This is a genomic window from Roseovarius gaetbuli (genome assembly GCF_900172365.1).
Classification (GTDB): Bacteria; Pseudomonadota; Alphaproteobacteria; order Rhodobacterales; family Rhodobacteraceae; genus Roseovarius; species Roseovarius gaetbuli.
In genome coordinates this window covers 1-21,069 of sequence record NZ_FWFJ01000036.1, presented here as the reverse complement: position 1 = coordinate 21,069, position 21,069 = coordinate 1, and the positions used below count along the sequence as shown (strand labels likewise).

The window sequence follows — 21,069 nt, the reverse complement described above, 5'->3', positions numbered from 1 at the left end:
ACCTTAACACGGGTGAGTAACAAAGGTGGTGGATATGAGCGCGCATAGCAATGCGGCGCCAGTCATCATCAAACGGAAAAAGGTCGTCGCTGGCGGCGGGCATCATGGTGGTGCCTGGAAAGTTGCCATAGCATTTTCCTTATAGGTTGGCGGTTTCCGCCAGTTTCATGTCCCGCTCCCGTCGTGGAAGCGGCCTAAGCTGTCTTTCTGACATCTGCAGCAATCGGTAGGTTTCCGGGCTGCGCCATCCGCTTTTGGATGCACGCTCAGGATGACCTTGAACCCCTAACGGAACCCTAAAAACCACCCCCTATAAATCCAGCATTTTAGTCAAAAGCGGATCATGCCCGCTTTTCGACCTTGCGCTCGACCTCGCCCAAAATGGTCTGTTTGTGGCCAAATTCATCATAGGTTTCCATCGACCGACGCATCCGTCGAAACGCCGCCATGCGGGCCGAAACATTGCGAATCCCCTGCAAAGCGCCATCAAGCAGCGCCTGATTTCGCGTGACCTTGGCCTGCAATTCCTTGAGGTCGGGTGGCACGCTGTCGGTCATCGCATTGAGCGCATCAATCAGGCTTTCTTTTTCATCTAGAAGTGTCGATATCGCCTGCAGGTCGCCCTTTAACAGGGCCTCGCGTTCGATCTCTAAAAGGGTATCAAGACGATTGGTGATTCGTTGTTCCGCATCATGCGTCATTGGTCTTCTCCATCAGGGATTGATAAAAAACTTCGGCAAGTCCGATTCCCCCATTGCGCACCATTTGCAGGGCAAGCGCCTCGCGGTGAAACGAGGCAAACTGATCCTCGCCCGCGCTGCCGCTAAAGGAATTCTCCTGTTCGCCAAACCCCGCAGATTTAAGCATTTCCGCCAGAAAACTGGCTTCAAGGCGTTCTGCGGCGTCTCGCATTGGCGTGCTTTGACCGGGGGCAGGCAGCGGACGGTTGACTGGTGGGATTGGTAAAGAATCTGTCACGGGATTACCTCGAATTGCGCGGACTAATTCCAATAAGACCCCAAAGCGGTAAAGAAGCAGTAACCAGCTTTTGACATGCTCGGCATAACGCGGAAGAAATCCCGGAGCCTCAACATGCTGATACCACTGATTGCCAATGGCCCTCTCCAAGGCCCGCCTGCCACGCCAATCGCCAGTCATGGCGCGGCCAAAGACCATGCCGGCCAAACGGCAAACCAAGACACCAAAGACACCTTTGGCGCGCTCTTTCGCGAGGGCGACATGGCGAAGAAGACCCCGCAACCGGCAAAGGCGCAAGAGAGGGGCACCCCCGTTGACGGCGACAACCCCGAGGATGACATCGAAATCGAGGGTGGCGCAGATCAAGGCCTCGACATCGAAATCGAGCCTGACTTACCCCCTGAGATGATAGCGAACGACACAGGCGATCAGGAAGACGCCCCAGACCGCGCCGAGAGCGATCCGGGCAAACAAGTTGCGCCGAACCCGGACACTGTGGAAAACATATCGTCTCTTTTGGCTGCATCCGCTCCCCTTCCCCAAGAGGTCGGTGGCCCAGAATCTGGTGATGGAAACACCCTTGCCTTGAATGTCGGTCTTAAGGATGCCACCGAGGCCAATAAGGCCATCGCAAAGGAAAACATGGTGCCGAACCAAGGCGGTCCCGCGGCTCCTGCGGGCGAGGGAGATCTGGCCGCTCCACCGACGGGTTCTATGGCACAGACGCCGGTTGAGGCGGCAAAAGCCCAGCCTTTGAGCGCAAGCGCCGCAGCCATCATCACCAAAAAAAACCGCAGAAGATAGCACAGACGCATCCAAGCGCGCTCAGGCCAGCCTGCTTAGCGAGAGCGCCGAAGTCGAACGCGCGATGGATCAAGCCGTCAAAGCCGACCGTCTGGCCACGCCCGGCACTCCGGTAAATCCACCGAATGCTCCGGCCTTCTTGCCCCGGCAGTATCTCGATCCGGCACAGCTTGCCAAAAGCCTGACCACAGAGGTCGAGGTTTCTGCCCTTGATGACAAATCTCTTGTTTTCGAAGCCCGCACCTTGGCGGCAAGCAACGCCGCAATGGCGGTTCCCACCCAGGCACTTGCTCAACGCGCCGACCTGCCGCAACACATCGCGATGCAGATCGCCGCCGCCGCACAGCGGGGTGGGCCGGGGCGCCCGGTCGACATTGTCCTGAACCCCGCAGAACTTGGGAGGGTGCGCCTTAGTCTTGCGTCGGCCGATGGGGTGATGAGCGTGACGGTGATCGCCGAACGCCCGGAAACGCTCGACCTGATGCGCCGTCATATTGATACGTTGGCGCAGGAATTCCTGAGTATCGGCTATGGCAAGGCGCAGTTTTCCTTTGGCGGCGGTCAGTCCGGCCAAACCGGGCAGGAGCACGGCGATGCCGGCCATTTGTCATCCAGTGGCTCAGGCGCCCACGCGCCAATCCACGAAACGCCAAACCTTCACCACACCCCGATCCTGATCTCGGATCGCCTTGATATCAGACTTTAGAAAGGGCTCCTTATGGAAGTCACCTCTGCCACTCAATCCGCCGCGACCGCCGCGACAAACACCGCAGCCAACTCCAACTCCAACGCCAATAACCAGAGCGGCGGCGCCCTCAATTCGGATTTCGAAACCTTCCTGAAAATGTTGACCACCCAGATGCGCAATCAGGATCCGCTCAACCCCGTCGACTCGGCGGATTTCGCAGTGCAACTCGCCACTTTTTCGACGGTGGAACAACAGGTGCAAACCAATGACCTGCTGAGCGGTTTGGGCGCACGTCTGGACACGCTCGGCATGGGTCAGCTTTCCGGCTGGATCGGGATGGAAGCGCGCGCCGAGGTGCCGGTCAACTTCAAGGGTACGCCCGTCACCCTCAACGCCGAGGTGGACCCGGCAGCGGATACCGCCGAACTTGTGGTGACCGACGCGCAGGGCGTCATTTTTCAGCGTCTGGATATCCCGGCGCAAAGCGGGCGCGTTGAATGGTCCGGCCTTGATCCGGCGGGTATACCGCTGCGCAACGGGACGTATAACATCTCGGTCCATTCCATGTCACAGGATGAAACCATCGCGCGCCATGATGCCCAGGTCAGCGGTCGCATTACCGAGGCCCGGCTTGACGGGGGCGAAATCAACCTTGTGATGGAAAGCGGCCAAACCATTGCCGCCTCGCAGGTGCTTGGCCTTCGACCGCCCGAAGGCTGATCTCTGACTTGCCTGCAGGGGCCGAAACGCATAGCGTCTGGCAACCTTCGGCCCAAGCAGCAGGATCAGGCAAATGCAGGCCACCCTTTCAGATCACGCCCTTGATGAGCTGGCCAAGTTGGTCGCGGCGCGCGGCCTGAGCGGCGACACGGCGCGTTGGGTTATGCTTGACGGCGGGCGCACCAATAAAACCTGGCGTGTGACGGACGGGGCACGCCAGATTGTTGCGAAGCTCTTTGCGCAGAACAGCCAGAATCCGCTTTTCCCCAATGATCCAGCGAATGAAATTCGGGCATTGCGCCATCTTGAACCGCACAACCTTGCGCCGCGTCTTGTCGATCACTTTGCAACGCCATTTGGCCAATGCGTGATCTATGAACACCTCAAGGGCGAGACTTGGAAAAACAACCCTTCGCCGGTGGCAAGGCTGCTGAAACGGCTACACCGTCTTGATGCGCCAGAGGGCCTGCGCACGCCTCCCAATGGTAGTCGCGCCTTACAACGGCAAGGCGAGATGATTCTTGATTTATGCCCAAAGCCGCTGGCCGATTGGGCCCGCACGCTGATGCCGGTGGTGGTCGTTCCACCGGTTGGGGCCAGCTGCATGCTGCATGGTGACCCCGTTGCCGGAAATATCATCGGGGCGGGCCGCGACTGGCGCTTGATTGACTGGCAATGCCCCGCGACAGGCGATCCATGCGAGGATATCGCGATCTTTCTGTCGCCGGCGATGCAATTGGCCTATCGTGGCACATCGCTTTCAGTGGCCGAAGAAGCCGCCTTTCTGGGCGCTTATGATGATGCTAAAGTGATGGAAAGATATACGAATCTTGCCCCTTGGTATCACTGGCGCATGATGGCCTATTGTCTGTGGCAACACGCCAAGGGTGACTCGCAGGCAGAGACCCGCACCATCGCCGAAGCTCGGGCTCTTGGTCACCTCCCACAAGAATCAATAGCGTCGGTTTTGCGCTGATTTCATGACATTTGCCCAGATGCTGGGCATTTATCGTTGCAAGAATGCGCCAGAATAGGCTTTTTTGATAAATACCGGTTTTTTTTCACGAATGACTATGCAATGAACACTGTCATAGCGTAAGTAACGCATGAATTTACCCTTGTTTGGAGAATGTCATGAACAAGTTTTCGATTATTGCTACGGCCGTTGCGATTAGCGCAATGACAACAGCACCCCTTATGGCGGGTAACGTAACCCCCGTAGAAGAAGAAAAAGATCCGTTTGTCGCAGTTGCGCCCGTAGGGTCTTCCGCTTCGGGTCTGGGAACGCTTGCCATGGTTGGCGGTTTCGCTCTAGCCGCTGCCCTCGTTGTGGCACTGGCGGACTCAAGCTCAAGCTCTACAACCACCCCCTAAAATTTAGGTTACGCGGGCGTCACGCCCCCGGACACAAAACGAATAAAAAGACCCGGTCAGATGATCGGGTCTTTTTTATATTCCGGAACAGGTTAGCGCAGATGTTGAAGAACGGCCTGACCAAAAAGCTCACCCAGCCACTGGTCTGATTGGAGGATCCGGCCATCCGATGCAACTTTATAGGTATTTCGGAATGATTGAGCTCCCGCGTCGCAGCTCTCGATCATGTCGACAACAGCGCGTTTGCCTGCTCCCATCTGCACCTCGGTCGCACCGGCCCTTTGAATTGTACAGTCCGCTTCAACGGCAACAATGGTGTTGTTGCCATCAAGATAGCGCTGCACCCGCTTGGCATGGCCCGCCTCGCGGCGCGATACAAGGTTTAGCGTGTCGCGCACATCCGACGACATCAGGTCATGACCAAGACCCCGCGTCGCCACGATCAGGCCGTTGCGCGTGGTCACGCTACGACGCTCACTACGGCCCCAGCTTCCCCAGGTCCGATATGCCCCGTTGGTTTCTACGACGCGAATAACCGCAGCAGTCTGCGGCTTTTCAAAACTGACCACGGCCAGCGGACCATCAGTCGCCGCCATCGCCTGCGTGATATCGCTGGCCAGTTGCGCAGGTTGCGTCCGGGTAGGCTTACCCTCTACTTTTAGCGCGTCCTTGATAGTGGAATATAACAACACGTCGTCAGCGCGGTTGGAACACCCGGACAAGCCCATGCCAAAGCACAAAGCGGCCACCACCATGTTTCCTGTAATGGTCATCTCCAGAATTTTCCCCAGCTTTTGGCGACGTCAGGCCGATGGGTGTCGCGGATGGTTTCATAAAGACGGCCGTCCACGTCAAGTCTCTGGCCACCGTCCCGCGTTAGCGGCCGTATCGTCGTGTCCAGCGTTTTCTGCGCCGGGCGACCCAGCATCCATGACAGCGGAATTGACAGGCGGAGCCCCTTGTCGAAAGACCCTTCGCCAAAATCCTCCGAGGAAACATCGGTTCGCGTCACGAAAGCCCCGACCTTCCAGCCATTGGCGAACTCGCGGTCGACGCTCAGTGTGGCGCCCCAATCGCCGGCCAGATAGCGGCCGGCGTCAAGCTGGGTATGAAAGCCGTACCCGACATCATAGTAGGCCGAAACATGGCCGTTGAATTCAGGAATGACACCGCCCGCCGTAGTGCGCGAGCGCAGACCAAAGAGCACGTCAAAATCACGCGGCCGGACATAGTTGGCCTCTGCGCCCAACGCAAAGCTGCTGTTGACCGGTTTCCATAGCACCTCACCGGAAATGCCCGCATACATCTGCTCCAGATAGCCTGCGGTCGCACGACCATACAGGTTGTGGCCCAGACGGCTGTATTTCGCCAGCGTCAGGCGGTTAATAGTCGGCTCTTCGGTCGCCAGATAGCTGGCAACGTCCGAGCGCACATGCGGAATTGTCGAATTGCTGGTTCTGTTGATTTTGTCGAGATTGCCAAACGCCTTGACAGAAACCTCTCCCGACGCAATCAGCCCGGGCATAACGTGATAATCGCCCGAAAACTTAATCCCGACATCGGCCCGCACCGGGTTGTCGGGATCAAAGAAACTGGTCCTTAGATATGGTCCGATCCCCCAGCTGAACTGAGGATAGGCATCGGCCGTCGGCGTGGGCAGATTGGCAAAGCTCAGCGGATCGCTGAATTGCGCCACAGCGAGCGCTTTTTCCGCCGGTTCATTTTCCAGACGCTCTAGATCGCTGCGGCTGAAACTCAGAGTGCTGCTTGGCATCCCCGCCGCCACCAACGTTACATGCAGCGTTTCAACCGAGGTCGGCAATGTACGGCTCAGCCCGCGCAGACTTCGACCCAAGGCTTGAGCGCGCGCGTCGTATCTGTCGTTTCTCAACCGCACATGCGCCGTGCGTCCGTCTAAACTTAACCCTTCTACCACAAGGTCGGAACTGCCAAGCGTTTTGGTCACCGAACGGTTCACCGCGGCGCGCGTTTCAGGTTCCATCAACCAGTTCAAATCGGCCGTTGTGCCCCGTGTGCGCGCACTGACGGGCAGCGGCGCTTCTTCCAGTCCACCGGGGGCAGGCGCGTTTTTCGGGTTGAGTGTCAGTGTCAGCTTAGCACCGACTTCTGAGCCGTGCAGGGCAAAAGCGCCAAGCGAGATATTTGGATTGATCTGATAATTCAGTCCAAAATTCAACGGCGATTTATGCTCGAAAATCCCCACCGCAACTTCCTCATCATAGCCATCCGATGAATATTCAGCCGCAAATGTCAGACGCTCCGTCAAATCAAAACTCAGACCGGCAAAGGCGGCGACATCACCGCGGAACCAACTGCCGGTCCTAAAATCGCCACCTGTATCGCCTGGCTGAAACATCTTGCGATTGCCAGTGCTGCCAAAACTGTTGAAACTGCCCAAACGCCCCCAGCCCAGGCCACCGGTTACGGCCACCCGGTCGCCGATTGATTTGGACGCAACAATATATTCCGCCCCAAGAATGCCGGTGCCGATGAAATCCTGGAAGCCTAGCGCCACGGCGGGGCGGTAGGTCCCTTCTTTCCAAAGGCGAAACCGCAGATCAAAACTGCGGTCATAGAACGTGGAAAACTGAGGCGTCAGATTGTCGGTTGCCGAATAACGGAAGCTGCCCGAAATCCAAGGGAGAATCTGAAAACTTAGCATCGTTTTGGTGTTACCATCGAAATGAGATGCCGTCGTCGAAATCTGACCATCGGGGGCCATCTCGGCGGTCGGCATATCGACAAGACTACCGGGCATCCCATAGTTGTTGGTAACCGTTGTCGTCAGGTCATTTGCCAAAACGCCGACCGGGCCGCACGCAATCAAAGCCAGCGCAAGCGCTTTACGAGGTCTAAAGCTCATGAATCGTCTACCTGTCCCACAACCGCATTTTCTTATTTGTAGGCAGGATAACGATCTGGTGACCTCACGACAACGCGTGTTTTCCCGATTCGGTAAAACAACGGCCACTGTGGGCCAAAGGCCGCGCTTTCAGATATAGATCATGAAGGCGAACATCGCGGCGGCACCGACAGACGCCCCCAAAAGCACCCACAGGCCGTTTCGCGGCCAACGCGACGGCGCGGGCATCGCAAGCGGCATGGATTGGCGAATCAACGCGTCCTCGACTAGCTTGGGCAGGCGCGGACCATAACGCGACAAAACCGCCGCCGTGCGCCCGAGATCACGCAGCACGGCGCGTGGCCCGATGGTGGATTTGACGTAATCTTCGACCACCGGCTTGGCGACCTGCCAGATGTTGATCTGCGGATAAAGCGAGCGGGCAACGCCCTCGACCACCACCATCGTGCGTTGCAGCAAGATAAGCTCGGTCCGGGTTTCCATGCCAAACCGCTCTGTCACCTCAAACAGATAGCTCAGCAGGCTGCCCATCGAAATCTTGCTGGCATCCATGCCAAAAATCGGCTCGCCCACGGCGCGCAAGGCGCGCGCAAAGGCATCGACATCGCGATCGGCGGGCACATATCCGGCCTCGAAATGCACCTCGGCAACCCGGCGATAATCGCGGCGGATGAATCCGTAAAGGATTTCGGCGTAAACCCGGCGGGTATATTCGTCGATATGCCCCATGATGCCGAAATCATAGGCGATGATATCGCCATTGGCCGCCACCTTAAGGTTGCCCTGATGCATATCGGCGTGAAAATACCCGTCGCGCAGCGCGTGATTGAGGAAAAGCTGAAGCACACGCTCGCCGAGAACGGCCCGGTCATGCCCGGCCTCATCGAGCGCCGCATTATCCCCAAGCGGAAGCCCATCCGCCCAGGCCATCGTCATGATCCGGCGCGACGACAGATTCCACTGCACCGCTGGAAGCTGAAAGCCCGCATCATTGCCGGTATTGGCCGCAAACTCCGACGCCGATGACGCCTCAAGCCGCAAATCAAGCTCGCCCATGACGACACCCTCGAAATGCGCGATCACCTCGGTCGGGCGCAGACGTCGGGCGCCGGGGGCCAGAATCTCGATCGTGCGCGCCGCGAAATAGAAGGCGTCGATATCACGGCGAAAGGCCCGTTCGATGCCGGGCCGCAGCACCTTGATCGCCACCGCCGTGCCATCCTCGCGCAGGCGTGCCTTGTGGACCTGCGCAATCGAGGCCGCCGCGACCGGCGGGCTAAAGTCGTCAAACAGCGCCTCGACCGGCTGGCCAAGTTCCTGCGCGATGCTGCGCTTGGCGATCTCGACAGAAAACGGCGGAAGCTTGTCCTGAAGCACCCGCAATTGCTGGGCCAGTTCGTCGCCCACAAGATCGGGGCGCGTCGACAGGATTTGGCCGAACTTGATATAGGCCGGCCCAAGCGCCGTGAGCGCGCGCGGCGCGGGCGGTGTCGTGGGATCGCCCTTGTAGCCAAGCCATTGAAACGGCCAGGCCAGAAACCGCAGCGTGCCCCGCACCAAGGGCGGCGCCTCGAAGGCATCCATGATAAGCCCCATCGCGCCGGTCCGCTCAAGCGTGGCACCGGTGCGAATGAGCCGCAAAATGTTATGAGGTCCGCGCATTCCTAGATTTTCCAACCCGAATGCAGACAGGCGATCCCAAGGCTGAGATTGCGATATTTCGCTTGTCCGAACCCCGCATCGCGCACCATCTGAAGGAATGTCTCCTGATCCGGGAACTGGCGGATCGATTCAACGAGGTACTGATAACTGTCGCGGTCATTCGCGATAAGCTGCCCGAGCTGCGGGATGATGTTGAACGAATAAAGATCATAGACCTTCTGCATCATGTCATTGGGGATCTGGCTGAATTCCAGCACCATCAGCCGCCCACCGGGCCGGAGCACGCGAAACGCCTCGTTCAGGGCCTCTTGCGGGCGCGTGACATTACGGATGCCGAAACTGATCGTGTAGGTGTCAAAGGTGTTGTCTTCGAATGGCAAGGCCATCGCGTCGCCCACCACCCAATCAAGGCTTGCGGCCATCTGTTCGGCCTCGGCGCGTTTGCGCCCCTCAATCAGCATCTGTTCGGTGAGGTCAAGAACCGTCGCATGACCGCTTCCGGCGCGGTTGAGAAACCTAAAGGAGATATCGCCGGTGCCCCCCGCCACATCCAAAAGCTTTTGACCGGCGCGCGGCGCAAGCCAATCCATCATCGCATCCTTCCAGATGCGGTGGATCCCAAGGCTCATGGCGTCGTTCATCACGTCATATTTGCTAGCCACATTGCCGAAAACGCCGCGCACGCGCCCGGCCTTTTCGGCCTCGGGCACGGTTTCAAATCCGAAATGGGTGGTTTTGTCGCTCATGGGTCTTGCCGTTCCTTGCTATGGCTCTTCTTATAGAGCGACGGGGCCGGGTTACAATGCGCCCCTTTTGCAAGATTAGGTCAGATATGCCCGAATTACCCGAGGTCGAGACAGTGCGCCGCGGCCTTGCCCCGGTGATGGAAGGCGCGGTGATCGCGCGCGCCGATATCAACCGCCCCGATCTTCGCTGGCCGTTCCCGGCGAACATGGCCGCGCGCCTTGCCGGGCAAAAGGTTCTCGGCCTCCGGCGGCGCTCGAAGTATATCCTCGCCGATCTGGCCTCGGGCGAGACGCTGTTGATCCATCTTGGCATGTCGGGTCGAATGCTGATTTCGGGCGATCCCTTGGGGAAATTTGTCCACGATCACCCCGTCCCGGAAAAACACGATCATGTCGTGTTTCACATGGACAACGGCGCACGCATTACCTTCAACGACCCGCGCCGCTTTGGCGCGATGGACCTGATGGCGACCGCCACCGCCGAGACGCACCCGCTTCTGGCCAAGCTCGGGCCCGAACCCCTTGGCAACAGTTTTGACGAAACCTACCTAACCGAGGCCCTCAAGGGGCGCAACACGCCGATCAAATCCGCCCTTCTGGATCAGCGAATCGTTGCGGGTCTTGGCAATATCTACGTCTGCGAAACCCTCTTTCGGGCGGGAATTTCGCCCAAAAGACGGGCCGGCATGATTTCTGCACCCCGCGCCGCACGCCTTGTTCCGATCATCCGCGAGGTGCTTGGCGATGCCATTCTGGCGGGGGGATCATCGCTTCGGGATTTCCGCCAGGCCGATGGCGAACTGGGTTATTTCCAACACAATTTCGATGTTTACGACCGCGAGGGCGAGCCCTGCCGTCGCACCGGCTGTACTGGCCATATCGCCCGCGTCGTGCAATCGGGGCGATCCAGCTTCTATTGCCCCCTATGCCAAAGATAGGTTGAACCGGCGGCTGACAGTGGTAATGAATCAGGTCTGACGGAAACAAGCGAAAGCAGATTTCATGGCCTATGAGACGATCATCGTCGAAATAGAAGACCACGTAGCCCTCATCAAACTCAACCGGCCGGACGCGCTTAATGCGCTCAACGATCAGCTCATGTCAGAGCTGGCCACTGCCCTTGGTGAGGCGCAACAAAACGACAAGGTACGCTGTATCGTGTTGACCGGCTCGGAAAAGGCATTCGCCGCCGGGGCCGATATCAAGATGATGAGCGAGAAAAGCTTTGTCGATGTCTTCACCGAAGACCTGTTCACACCAGACAGCGAGGCGATTACCCGGATTCGCAAACCGATCATCGCCGCCGTGTCCGGCTATGCGCTTGGCGGCGGCTGCGAACTTGCGATGATGTGCGATTTCATCATCTGCTCGGACACTGCGAAATTCGGCCAGCCCGAGATCAACCTTGGCGTCATCGCCGGCCTTGGCGGCACGCAGCGTCTGACACGGTTTGTCGGCAAATCCAAGGCGATGGACATGAACCTGACCGGGCGCTTCATGGATGCCGAAGAGGCAGAGCGCTCTGGCCTTGTAAGCCGCGTCGTGCCCGCCAAAAAGCTGATGGAAGAGGCAATGAATGCCGCGCAGAAGGTCGCGGAAAAGTCGATGATCACGGTGATGGCGGCCAAAGAGGCGGTCAACCGGTCCTACGAAACCACGCTGCGCGAAGGCCTTTTGTTCGAACGCCGGGTGTTCCACTCGCTGTTTGCCACCGAAGACCAGAAAGAAGGCATGGCGGCCTTCACCGAAAAACGCCAGGCCCAGTTCCGCGACAAGTAACGCAGTCGACTTATCGAGGAAAACGGGTGGGGGTATATCCCCCGCCCGTTTTTGTCTACGCCGACACTCAGGCCCCGAATGAAGGCTAGATCAGGCCTGCCTCGCGGAACATCGCCTTTACATCCGCCTCGGGCCGCGCGCCGTAATGGCCGATCACCTCGGCCGCGGCGATGCATCCCATGCGCCCCGAGACCTCAAGCGTCTGGCCCGTGGCAACACCGTAAAGAAAGCCGGCGGCGAACTGATCACCGGCACCGGTGGCATCCACCGGCACCACCTCTTGCACCGGCACCGACACGCTCTGGTCGCCCTCGACCACAACCACGTCATGACCGGACCGCGTACACACGATAAGCCCGCTTTCCGCCGCCGCCTGCTCAAGCGCCGCGCCAAGGTCTTCGGTCTGATAAAGCGATTTCCACTCGTGCTCGTTGCCGAATACGATGTCGAGTTCGCGCACAAGCTGACGGAAATCATCGCGGTGCCGGTCGACGCAAAACGGATCAGACAGCGAAATCGCCGCCCGTCCACCGCCCGCGCGACAGGCCCGCGCCGCCGCAAGAAACGCCTCTTTGCCCTGCGGTTTGTCGTAAAGATATCCCTCAAGGAACAGCAATTCCGCCTGCCCGGCCACCTCATCGGGCACATCATCCGGGCCAAGATCCGTGGAAATCCCGAGATAGGTGTTCATCGAGCGCTCGCCATCCGGCGACACGAAGATCATCGAGCGCGAGGTCGGCCCCTCGCCGCCCGCAACCGGCTCGTTCACGAATGTGGTGCCCACATCCGTCAGGCTGGCGGCGTAATAGCGGCCCAATTCGTCATCGCGCACCCGCCCGATAAACGCGGTTGAGAGACCAACCGCGCCCAGCCCCGCAACCGTATTGGCCGCCGATCCGCCCGGCATCTGGGTGCGGTTTTCCATCGCGCCGTACAAGAACTCGCCGCGCTCTTCGTCGATAAGCTGCATAACGCCCTTGTCGATGCCCATCCGCGACAAAAAGCTGTCATCGCATTGGCTGATTACATCAACGATGGCATTTCCAACGCCGACGGCCTGATATTTCGTCATAGGTTTTTATCCTCGAATTCACATAAGTCACGAATGATACAGGTTGCACAAAGCGGCTTGCGCGCCTTGCAGGTATAGCGCCCGTGCAGGATCAGCCAGTGATGCGCATGAAGCTGATAATCGGCGGGAATATTGTCTTCGATCGCGCGCTCGACCGCGTTCACATCACGGCCCGGGCAAATCCCGGTGCGATTGCCGATGCGGAAAATATGCGTGTCTACCGCCTGTGCAGGCATATGCCACCACATGTTCAGCACCACATTGGCGGTCTTGCGCCCCACCCCCGGAAGCGATTTCAGCGCCGCGCGCGAATTGGGCACCACGCCGTCATAGTCCTCGACCAATATCTTCGACAGCCTCATCACATTCTTGGCCTTGTTGCGATAAAGCCCGATGGTCTTGATATGCTCGATCAAGGCCTCTTCGCCGAGATCCAGCATCTTTTGCGGCGTATCGACGATCTTGAAGAGATCATGCGTGGCGCGGTTCACACCCACATCGGTGGCCTGCGCCGAAAGCGCGACCGCCACCAAAAGCGTATAGGCGTTAACATGGTCAAGCTCGCCCTTGGGCTCGGGATCGGCGGCGTGAAACCGGCCAAAGATCTCGCGGATCTTGTGATAATCAAGTTGCGCTACCATGCAGGCCTTTTGCCGCAAGCCTCCGGCCCGCGCAATGGGCGTGATCCGACTTTTGTCCCCGGCCGACACCGTTAATGCGCAATATCCGGGTCGCGCGTGGCTGCGATGCTGTCTATCCTGCCTGAAACCGGAGGGATTTCCATGAATGCCGAGGCGCCCGATCAGGCCTATCATTTCCACGTCATGCGACGGGCCATCGACCTGATTGATCAGGGCGGCGAGACCCTGCCGCTTGAGCAACTCGCAGGCGAAATGGGCATGAGCGCCGCGCATTTCCAGCGCCTGTTCTCGGCCTGGGTCGGCGTGTCGCCCAAGCGCTATCAGCAATACCTGACGCTTGGTCACGCCAAGACCCTTCTGGCGCAACGCTTTACCACGCTTGAGGTGGCCGATGCTGCCGGCCTTACCGGCACCGGGCGGCTGCATGACCTTTTCCTGCGGTGGGAGGCGATGAGCCCCGGCGAATTCGCGCGCGGTGGCGAGGGCCTTACGATCTATCACGGCTGGTTCGATAGCCCCTTTGGCGAGGCCCTTGCGATGGGCACCGACAAGGGGCTTTGCGGGCTTGCCTTTACCGAGGAATGCGGGCGCGACGCCGCCTTTGCCGATCTCGCGGCCAGATGGCCCAAGGCCAGCCATGAACACGCGCCCGAGCGGATCGCGCCCTGGGTCAACACCGCCTTTGTCGGCAAGGGTGAAACCGCGCTGCACATGATCGGCGCGCCGTTTCAGATCAAGGTCTGGGAGGCGCTGCTTCGGGTGCCCACCGGCCATGTCACCACCTATTCCGAAATCGCCCGATCCATCGAAAGCCCGCGCGCGGTGCGCGCCGTCGGCACGGCGGTGGGGCGCAATCCGGTCAGCTTTCTGATCCCCTGTCACCGGGCGCTGCGCAAATCCGGCGCGCTTGGCGGCTATCACTGGGGGCTGCCGGTCAAACGCGCGATGCTGGCCTGGGAAAGCGCGCGCGCCGAGGGTTAGGCGCAGGCAGAATTTGCGCGAAATGCCGCTTGTTTCCCCTTCAAAGGCCTTGGGGCCAGGCGTGTTATTGCATATCATCGCCACAAACCCGACAAATCGGGGATGATTAACAACAAGGCGACCATATAATGATCCGAGCACGTAAACCCCTTCTTCTTCTGTCCGGCGCATCCCTTTTGCTGGCGACCGCCTGTACCGATCCGTCACAGGTTTCGGGCACCGACCCCAACCAAAAGACCAAGCAAGGCGCGCTTTTGGGCGGCGTTCTTGGCGCAGGCGTTGGCGCGCTTGTCAGCGATAAAAAGGGCAAAGGCGCCGTCATCGGCGGTATCCTCGGGGCAGCAGGCGGCGCGGCCGTTGGCAATGCGCTCGACAAGCAAGAGGCCGAGTTGCGCCAGCAGTTGGATAATGACGTTCAGATCACCAATACCGGTGACCGTCTTATCCTGACCATGCCGCAGGATATCCTCTTTGATGTCGACAGCACCACGATTTATCCGGGCCTGCGCGGTGATCTTCTTACCGTGGCGCGAAGCCTGAACAATTATCCCGACACCACCGTTCAGGTCGTTGGCCACACCGATAGCGATGGCGACGCGAGCTATAACCAAAACCTGTCAGAGCGCCGCGCCAATGCGGTGGCGGATGTTCTGCTTGAAGGCGGCGTGCCGTTCTCGCGCGTGCGCACCTTTGGCCGCGGTGAAAGTCAGCCGGTCGCGTCCAACCTGACCGAAGCGGGCAAGCGTCAGAACCGTCGCGTGGAAATCGTGATCCTGCCCAACGCCTAAAACCTGATTTCAGGTCATTCAAAGGCCCCCGGTGCGTCCCTCGCGCCGGGGGTTTTCCGTTGCAGGATACCCGCGCTCAGGTGGACCGGAACGATGATTTATAGGCCGATGAGGCCTCGTAATAGGCGTCAAACCCGATCCTGCGGCGCAATTCGACGAAATCCATCAACATGGGATCGCGCGGTTTGTCCTCGGCGAGGGCCTGCAATGTCAGGGTCATCGCCCGCATCGCCGCCGACATAAGCGTCAAGGGATAGGCCGCAATCGCATAGCCGATCTCGCCAAGCTCGGCGTGGCTAAGATCGGGGGTTTCGCCGCCCTCGACGATATTGGCCATCTTCGCCCCCGGCAGATCGGCGCAAACACTGCGCATTTCGGCGACGGTTTTGGGGGCTTCGACAAACAGGATATCGGCGCCCAGCTCGTGAAACCGGGCCGCCCGGTCAATCGCCTCGGAGAGGCCGTGGTTATGGCGAGCATCGGTGCGCGCCAGGATCAGGATATCATCATCCTCGCGCGCATCGACCGCCGCCTTGATCCGGTCAAACGCCTCGTCACGCCCGACCACCTCTTTGCCCGGCGTATGACCGCAACGTTTGGGCGCAAGCTGATCCTCGATCATCACCGCCGCACATCCCGCACGCGCAAAACCACGCACGGTGCGGCGCACGTTCATCGCATTGCCATAGCCGGTATCGCCATCCCCGATCAGCGGGATCGTTGTCGCATCACAGATGTTGCGCGCGCTGTCGACCACCTCGGTATAGGACATCAAACCCAAATCCGGCTCGCCAATCCGCGAGGCGGAGGTGGCAAACCCCGACATGAACGAAAGGCCAAACCCGCCCTGCTCGATCAGTTTCGCCGAGAGCGCGTCAAAACAGCAGGGCATCACATGCAGTTTGTCCTGCGCCAGAAGCGCGCGAAGTTTGTCAGGTTGGGTCATTCGAAGGCTCACAGTTTGAAGGGAAGATAAAGCGCAAGATCCGGCCAGACATAGAGAATGGCCACGCAGAGGAACATCAAAAGAAGGAACGGCAAAACGCCCCGCGCCACATCGCCAAGACTGGCCCGCGCCACCGCCTGAATGACATAAAGGTTTAGGCCCACCGGCGGGGTGATCAGCGCGCATTCGACCATCACCACCATGAATATGCCAAACCAGATCGGATCAAACCCCATCGCCATCGCCGAGGGCAACAACACCGGCGTCATGATCAGAACCATCGACAGCGCCTCGAACACCAGCCCCATCAACAGCAAAACGATGCTGACCACGATGATGAAGACCAGAGGCGTTTCAATCGCCTGTGCGATGATCGCCGAGATATCCTGTGGAATGCGGTAAAGCGTGATCGCCTTGCCGAACACCTTGGCGCCGGCCACGATCAACAGGATCGCAACCGTGGTGATCATCGATTCAAACACCGCCTCGCGAAAGCCCTTCCACGACAGCGAGCGAAGCACGACCACGGTCACGAAAAGCGCCGCAGTAAAGCCGATCGCGGCGGCCTCGGTCGGGGTGAAGGCACCGGAATAGATGCCGCCGATGATCAACATGGCAAGCGCCATCGAGGGAAAGGCCCGCGTCGTCGCGACCCGCCGCTCGGCCATGGTGGCCGGTTTGCTTGCCCCCTGAACCGTGGTCAGCCGCGCATGCACCATCGAATAGAGGATGAACATGACAACAAGCGCCATGCCCGGCCCGACCCCCGCCAGAAACAGCGCGCCAACGGATTCTTCGGTGATAAAGCCATAGACGATCATCGGGATCGACGGTGGAATCAGAATGCCCAATGTGCCCCCCGCTGCCAAAAGCCCGTAGACAAAGCGCTTGTCATAGCCGCGTTCGATCATCGCGGGAATGGCGACCGTGCCGATGGTCGCCGCCGTCGCGACCGAGCTTCCGCTGATCGCGGCGAAAATCGCACAGGACAGGATCGTCGCCACCGCAAGCCCGCCGGGCCAATGGCCGACCCAGGAATTGACGGCGGCAAAAAGGTCATCGCCAACCCCACCCTTGAGCAGGACATTGGCCATCAGCAAGAACAGCGGCACCGCCAAAAGGATGAACCCATCCAGGGTCGACAACACCGCCTGTGGCGCCATCAGCGGCGAAAAGCCCCCGAGCATCAAAAGCGCAAGCCCCATGCCGCCTAGCGCAAAGGCGACCGGCACCCGCGCCAGCAACAAGGTAAACAGCGAGGCGAGAATGAGAATGACGGTCATTCGATTGCAATCTCCCGATCCGCGCCGGTGCCCCGGAGCGAACGAACCGCCTCGATCAGGGCCTGAATGAACAGCAGGGCAAATCCAAGCGGCACCGCCAGTTCGACCACCCAGCTTGGCAAATCGAGCAACGACCCGGTGGTGCGCCCGCGTTCGAATGAATCAAGGAAAATGTCCCAGCCCTTCCATGTCACCATGGCGCTAAAGGCCGCTACCACAAGCATCGCCGCCGCCTCGATCCAACGCTGCGCGCCGGGCGGCAACAGTTGGATAACCGCATCCACCGCGATGTGACGCCGCGCCGACAAGAGCCATGCCATCCCGATCAGGCACCCCCAGATCAGGCAGAGCTGACTAAGCTCGGCGGCCCAAATTGTTGGGCGGATAAAGAAATAGCGCGCCAAGACTTCATAGGTAAGCATGACACCCGCGACGGTGAACAACACCGCCGCGAGCCATGCCAGACCCAGGATCAGACGATCAAACCAGATCATGGGGACCCCTCCCCGAATCGGGGAGAGGACAAAAGGCGCCTCAAAGCCCCTCAGCCGCTTTCAGGACGGCGGCACCAAGTTCGCCCGCCTTGGCGCGGAAATCGTCATAGACCGGCGCAGAGGCCTGCTTCCATGCGTCGATCTCTGCGTCGGTGGGGGTATAGACGGTCATGCCGTTTTCGGTGGCGGCGGCATAGGCATCCGCCTCGATCTGCGACACGCGATCACGCACGTCGGTCTCTGCGATCTGCGCGGCTTTGCTGATCATCTCGCGATGACCCTCGGGCAGGGCGTTCCACCAATCGGTGTTCACCACGACGATAAACTCGATATCGGCATGGTTGGTCACGGTGATGGTGTCCATCACCTCCCACAACTTGCGCGAGGAAACGCCCGAGACCCCGGTCATGCCCACATCAACCGTGCCACGCTGATAGGCGAGGTATTGTTCCGAGCCGGACACCATCGTCGGCGCGCCGCCGGTGGTGGTCACGAAATCGCCAAGAGTCTTGCCAAAGACCCGCGCCTTTTTACCCTGCATGTCCGCCGGTGTCTTGATCGGTCCGCCATTGGACAACAGAATCGCCCCGCCATAGGCCTGCCACCAAAGGACGGTCGCGCCGGTGTCCTTGATCGCCTCGTCAAGCGGGCCGCGCACGGCCGATCCGGGCGCCACTGCGGCGCGCACCTTGGCCTCGTTGTTCAATAGGAACGGCATGTAAAACACGTCCACCGCCGGGATATCCCCGACATAGCGTGTCAGCGACGCGACCCCCGCCTCGATCGCGCCAGAGCCGACGGCGGCGGGCACTTCCTTATCCTTGTAAAGCTGGGCCGAGTCGTAAATCTCGATCGCGATCTCACCGGCCGACATATCTTCGACCTTGTCCTTGAACAGAACAAGGTTCTGGCCAAGATGGCTCTTGAGCGGCAATTGCAGCGAAATCCGCATCGTCGTATCGGCGGCACTCAGCTGTGTCGAAACAAGGCCAAGCGCAAGGGCAGCGCCCGCGAAAAGGTGTTTGTTGAACATGACAGTGATCCTCCCAAATCAAATCTACGAGGCCACCTTATTCAAAGCTCCCGATATCACAAGCCTGACGGTTCAAATCGCGCAGCGCCTTATCTGGCCTTGGCGCCGCTTGTCGCGTCCAATTCGCGACCAGCAGAGGTGATCAACATCACCCTCACGGACCGGCGCGCGCGCTCTCTTGCTGCAAACCGCTGCTTGGCCGCCTCAAGCTTGAGCCGCGCCGTTTCAAATTGAAGCAACGCGCGCTCGCGCTGCTCAAAGAGCCGTCGTATCGGCGAGCCGGGGTTTCCGATGGCCGAAGCACCGGGCCGACTGGCCGCAGGAAACCAGGTTTTCATCTCGCGCAGCGCAAGGCACCAGGCGCGATCAGCCGCAAGATACCGCCGATAGGTCACCAACAGTGCGCGCCGCCTTGTCAAAAGATCAGTATTCATCTGCCATGTCCTTTCGCCTGATGGGTTAACTCCCTGACACAAATAACGAATTACGGCTGTTGCCCGCCATCGGCCTTGTCGTCTTTGCCCTGAATTTCCACAAACGCGGAAACAACAGACTGCCGGATATCGTCGGGCTGCGCCTCAAGTGCCTGCGTCAAAGCGCGAAGCTCGCGACGGGTCTGATGCAGCCGGTCGATCAGCGTCAGAACCACCGGAATCGTATCGGTCGAAAGCGACATTTCCTTCTTCAGGTCGCACAAAAGCCTGACCCGCGCGATGTCGAGCTCGTCAAACACCGGCCCCGAGGCACTTTCGGCGGGACGCACCCACCCCTGCCGCACCCAAAGCCGAAGCTCTCTTGTGGTCACACGCTCGACCCGCGCGACAACCGTTTGTTCGTCGATGCTCATGTTGTGGCCCTCCGCAACTCTTTGCGCGGATCGAAACCGGCGTGATCGCGCCACTGCATTGCAAGCTCTTCCATCTGCGCGTCAATTTTGTCAGGAAGCATGATCTTCAAGCGTACAAGCTGATCCCCGGCGGGGCCTTTCCCGCTTGCGATCCCCTTCCCCTTAAGCCGAAGACGGTGCCCCGACGACGCCCCCTTTGGGATGCTCATCGCGACAGCACCCGAGATCGTCGGCACCTCGACCTTCGCCCCGAGAACGGCCTCATCAAAGGTAATCGGCAATTCCAGCTCGATAGTGTCACCATCCCGCACAAAAACCGGATGATCGCGCACAGCGACCGTAACATAAGCATCGCCCGCCGGGCCCTTGCCAAATCCCGGCCCGCCCTTGCCGCGCAACCGAAGGGTCTGGCCATCCTTCAGACCAGCAGGAATCGTGATTTCGATTGCCTTGCCATCCGGCATCGTGACGCTGCGCTTGGTTCCTTTCGCGGCGTCCATGAAATCGACCTCAAGGTGATAACGGGCATCGGCGCCGCGCGCGTGAAACTCTTGCCCATAGGCCCGACCACCAGCTTGCTGGCGGCGACCGAACAATTCCGAGAACAGATCCGACGCATCCTGCGCACCGCCCATCCCCGCGCCGGGATCATACCGCCGCCCGGCATCCTGCCCGGCATATTGGTGGTAATACTGCCGCTCCGGCCGCTCCTGACCGCTGGCGTCAATTTCCCCGGCATCAAACCGTTTGCGCTTTTCCGGATCACCCAAAAGATCATTGGCCGCCGAAACGGCCTGAAACTCTGCCTTCTTGTCGGGATCGTCGGGGTGAAGGTCTGGATGAAGCTTCTTTGCGAGCTTGCGATAGGCCTTCTTGATCTCGTCCTGCGTCGCAGTCTTGCTGACGCCCAAAACCTTGTATGGATCTTCAGTCATTCATCACATCTCCGATCTCACGCGTCTGGTCTCTTGACGCCAATCAGACCATCGAAACGCCACCGGCACGGCATGCCGACGACATGCCACCTTGCGCTAGCTATACTAGGCCAGAGTCGGGGTTCGGTTGCGATGGATCAAATTCACCGAATATCTGGCGAGGGCAATCCGTTTAGGGGCAACAACGGATGAGTTGCAGGATCAGGCGTTGAAACGTAAGCGTCCGGTCTGACCGCCCCTATGGCGCGGTTTTCCATGGGAGCAGGTCGTCGACGCGGTTGATCTTGTAGTCTGGGATGCGGGCAAGTGTGTCGGCGAGCCATGCTTGCGGATCGATACCGTTCAGTTTGGCCGTTTCGATCAAGGTGTAGGCAATGGCGGCAGCTTTACCACCGGTCTGTGATCCAACGAACA

The 21,069-nt window shown here is 59.4% G+C and carries 24 protein-coding genes and 1 pseudogene; 9 read left to right on the top strand and 16 right to left on the bottom strand.

All coding sequences use genetic code 11. From position 1 onward, the window contains the following. Positions 1-34 precede the first annotated feature (34 nt). Positions 35-133 (top strand): annotated as a pseudogene (locus ROG8370_RS21020) (chemotaxis protein MotB); the annotation flags it as partial. Positions 134-341: 208 nt separating this feature from the next. Here ROG8370_RS21020 and ROG8370_RS14995 read toward each other — a convergent pair. Both ROG8370_RS14995 and ROG8370_RS21350 read right to left on the bottom strand, forming a co-directional pair. Continuing rightward, positions 342-701 carry a flagellar protein FlgN gene (locus ROG8370_RS14995; RefSeq protein ID WP_085827991.1) on the bottom strand — a complete coding sequence of 120 codons (360 nt, stop codon included), beginning with the start codon at positions 699-701 and terminating at the stop codon, positions 342-344. Then, positions 691-1,176: a rod-binding protein gene (locus ROG8370_RS21350; protein WP_306372381.1), complete on the bottom strand. Its 486-nt coding sequence runs from the start codon at positions 1,174-1,176 to the stop codon at positions 691-693. Before ROG8370_RS21350 ends, ROG8370_RS14995 begins: the two co-directional genes overlap by 11 nt. Positions 1,177-1,239: 63 nt before the next feature. On the opposite strand from ROG8370_RS21350, the gene ROG8370_RS14985 reads away from it, so the two are divergent. From ROG8370_RS14985 to ROG8370_RS14970, 4 genes are all read left to right on the top strand, one after another. After that, positions 1,240-1,782, top strand: coding sequence for a hypothetical protein (locus ROG8370_RS14985; RefSeq protein ID WP_139838176.1), 543 nt, complete (start codon positions 1,240-1,242; stop codon positions 1,780-1,782). Positions 1,783-1,846: 64 nt separating this feature from the next. After that, positions 1,847-2,488, top strand: a complete 642-nt coding sequence (fliK, locus tag ROG8370_RS14980; protein ID WP_085827988.1) for a flagellar hook-length control protein FliK — start codon at positions 1,847-1,849, stop codon at positions 2,486-2,488. A gap of 12 nt (positions 2,489-2,500) precedes the next feature. Then, a complete protein-coding gene (locus tag ROG8370_RS14975) occupies positions 2,501-3,190 on the top strand; it encodes a flagellar hook capping FlgD N-terminal domain-containing protein (RefSeq protein WP_085827987.1) in 690 nt (229 codons plus the stop codon). Positions 3,191-3,263: 73 nt separating this feature from the next. After that, complete coding sequence (locus ROG8370_RS14970; RefSeq protein ID WP_085827986.1) at positions 3,264-4,166, top strand: phosphotransferase family protein; 903 nt, start codon at positions 3,264-3,266, stop codon at positions 4,164-4,166. Positions 4,167-4,656: 490 nt separating this feature from the next. On the opposite strand, the gene ROG8370_RS14965 is transcribed toward ROG8370_RS14970, so the two are convergent. The 4 genes from ROG8370_RS14965 to ubiE all read right to left on the bottom strand — a co-directional run bounded on the left by ROG8370_RS14965 (position 4,657) and on the right by ubiE (position 9,856). Further along, positions 4,657-5,337 carry a YjbF family lipoprotein gene (locus tag ROG8370_RS14965; RefSeq protein ID WP_085827985.1) on the bottom strand — a complete coding sequence of 227 codons (681 nt, stop codon included), beginning with the start codon at positions 5,335-5,337 and terminating at the stop codon, positions 4,657-4,659. Next, positions 5,334-7,448: a YjbH domain-containing protein gene (locus tag ROG8370_RS14960; RefSeq protein WP_085827984.1), complete on the bottom strand. Its 2,115-nt coding sequence runs from the start codon at positions 7,446-7,448 to the stop codon at positions 5,334-5,336. Before ROG8370_RS14960 ends, ROG8370_RS14965 begins: the two co-directional genes overlap by 4 nt. Before the next feature lie 129 nt (positions 7,449-7,577). After that, positions 7,578-9,110 carry a 2-polyprenylphenol 6-hydroxylase gene (gene ubiB, locus ROG8370_RS14955; protein WP_085827983.1) on the bottom strand — a complete coding sequence of 511 codons (1,533 nt, stop codon included), beginning with the start codon at positions 9,108-9,110 and terminating at the stop codon, positions 7,578-7,580. Positions 9,111-9,112: 2 nt separating this feature from the next. After that, complete coding sequence (ubiE, locus tag ROG8370_RS14950; RefSeq protein WP_085827982.1) at positions 9,113-9,856, bottom strand: bifunctional demethylmenaquinone methyltransferase/2-methoxy-6-polyprenyl-1,4-benzoquinol methylase UbiE; 744 nt, start codon at positions 9,854-9,856, stop codon at positions 9,113-9,115. Between the two features lie 86 nt (positions 9,857-9,942). On the opposite strand from ubiE, the gene mutM reads away from it, so the two are divergent. Both mutM and acuK read left to right on the top strand, forming a co-directional pair. Next, the gene (mutM, locus tag ROG8370_RS14945; RefSeq protein WP_085827981.1) at positions 9,943-10,794 is read left to right on the top strand and encodes a bifunctional DNA-formamidopyrimidine glycosylase/DNA-(apurinic or apyrimidinic site) lyase; all 852 of its coding nucleotides are present in this window, start codon (positions 9,943-9,945) and stop codon (positions 10,792-10,794) included. A gap of 64 nt (positions 10,795-10,858) precedes the next feature. After that, a complete protein-coding gene (gene acuK / locus ROG8370_RS14940; protein WP_085827980.1) occupies positions 10,859-11,635 on the top strand; it encodes an acryloyl-CoA hydratase in 777 nt (258 codons plus the stop codon). An 85-nt stretch (positions 11,636-11,720) separates the two neighbouring features. Here the strand turns inward: acuK and ROG8370_RS14935 are convergent, their stop codons facing one another. Continuing rightward, the gene (locus ROG8370_RS14935) at positions 11,721-12,707 is read right to left on the bottom strand and encodes an adenosine kinase (protein WP_085827979.1); all 987 of its coding nucleotides are present in this window, start codon (positions 12,705-12,707) and stop codon (positions 11,721-11,723) included. Then, positions 12,704-13,348 (bottom strand): endonuclease III, encoded by a 645-nt coding sequence (gene nth / locus ROG8370_RS14930; protein WP_085828009.1) that lies wholly within the window; start codon positions 13,346-13,348, stop codon positions 12,704-12,706. Before nth ends, ROG8370_RS14935 begins: the two co-directional genes overlap by 4 nt. A 141-nt stretch (positions 13,349-13,489) precedes the next feature. Between nth and ROG8370_RS14925 the strand changes: the two genes are divergently transcribed. Both ROG8370_RS14925 and ROG8370_RS14920 read left to right on the top strand, forming a co-directional pair. Further along, positions 13,490-14,329, top strand: coding sequence for a methylated-DNA--[protein]-cysteine S-methyltransferase (locus ROG8370_RS14925; RefSeq protein WP_085827978.1), 840 nt, complete (start codon positions 13,490-13,492; stop codon positions 14,327-14,329). 128 nt (positions 14,330-14,457) lie between these two features. After that, positions 14,458-15,117 carry a YiaD family glycine zipper/OmpA-like lipoprotein gene (locus tag ROG8370_RS14920; RefSeq protein ID WP_085827977.1) on the top strand — a complete coding sequence of 220 codons (660 nt, stop codon included), beginning with the start codon at positions 14,458-14,460 and terminating at the stop codon, positions 15,115-15,117. A 76-nt stretch (positions 15,118-15,193) separates the two neighbouring features. On the opposite strand, the gene ROG8370_RS14915 is transcribed toward ROG8370_RS14920, so the two are convergent. The 8 genes from ROG8370_RS14915 to ROG8370_RS14880 form a co-directional block, all read right to left on the bottom strand. Then, on the bottom strand, positions 15,194-16,063 hold the full coding sequence (locus ROG8370_RS14915) for an isocitrate lyase/PEP mutase family protein (protein WP_085827976.1): 870 nt from the start codon (positions 16,061-16,063) through the stop codon (positions 15,194-15,196). An 8-nt stretch (positions 16,064-16,071) separates the two neighbouring features. Next, the gene (locus ROG8370_RS14910; RefSeq protein WP_085827975.1) at positions 16,072-17,346 is read right to left on the bottom strand and encodes a TRAP transporter large permease; all 1,275 of its coding nucleotides are present in this window, start codon (positions 17,344-17,346) and stop codon (positions 16,072-16,074) included. Further along, positions 17,343-17,840, bottom strand: a complete 498-nt coding sequence (locus ROG8370_RS14905) for a TRAP transporter small permease (RefSeq protein WP_085827974.1) — start codon at positions 17,838-17,840, stop codon at positions 17,343-17,345. The genes ROG8370_RS14910 and ROG8370_RS14905 overlap by 4 nt, the downstream gene beginning before the upstream one ends. A 40-nt stretch (positions 17,841-17,880) precedes the next feature. After that, positions 17,881-18,873 (bottom strand): TRAP transporter substrate-binding protein, encoded by a 993-nt coding sequence (locus ROG8370_RS14900; RefSeq protein ID WP_085827973.1) that lies wholly within the window; start codon positions 18,871-18,873, stop codon positions 17,881-17,883. Positions 18,874-18,962: 89 nt separating this feature from the next. Further along, positions 18,963-19,307 carry a hypothetical protein gene (locus ROG8370_RS14895; protein WP_085827972.1) on the bottom strand — a complete coding sequence of 115 codons (345 nt, stop codon included), beginning with the start codon at positions 19,305-19,307 and terminating at the stop codon, positions 18,963-18,965. Between the two features lie 50 nt (positions 19,308-19,357). After that, positions 19,358-19,720: a chaperone modulator CbpM gene (locus ROG8370_RS14890; RefSeq protein WP_085827971.1), complete on the bottom strand. Its 363-nt coding sequence runs from the start codon at positions 19,718-19,720 to the stop codon at positions 19,358-19,360. Continuing rightward, positions 19,717-20,655: a DnaJ C-terminal domain-containing protein gene (locus ROG8370_RS14885; RefSeq protein WP_085827970.1), complete on the bottom strand. Its 939-nt coding sequence runs from the start codon at positions 20,653-20,655 to the stop codon at positions 19,717-19,719. Before ROG8370_RS14885 ends, ROG8370_RS14890 begins: the two co-directional genes overlap by 4 nt. 238 nt (positions 20,656-20,893) lie before the next feature. After that, positions 20,894-21,069 (bottom strand): transposase domain-containing protein (locus ROG8370_RS14880; protein ID WP_139838167.1); only part of this gene is annotated, 176 nt, incomplete at its 5' end.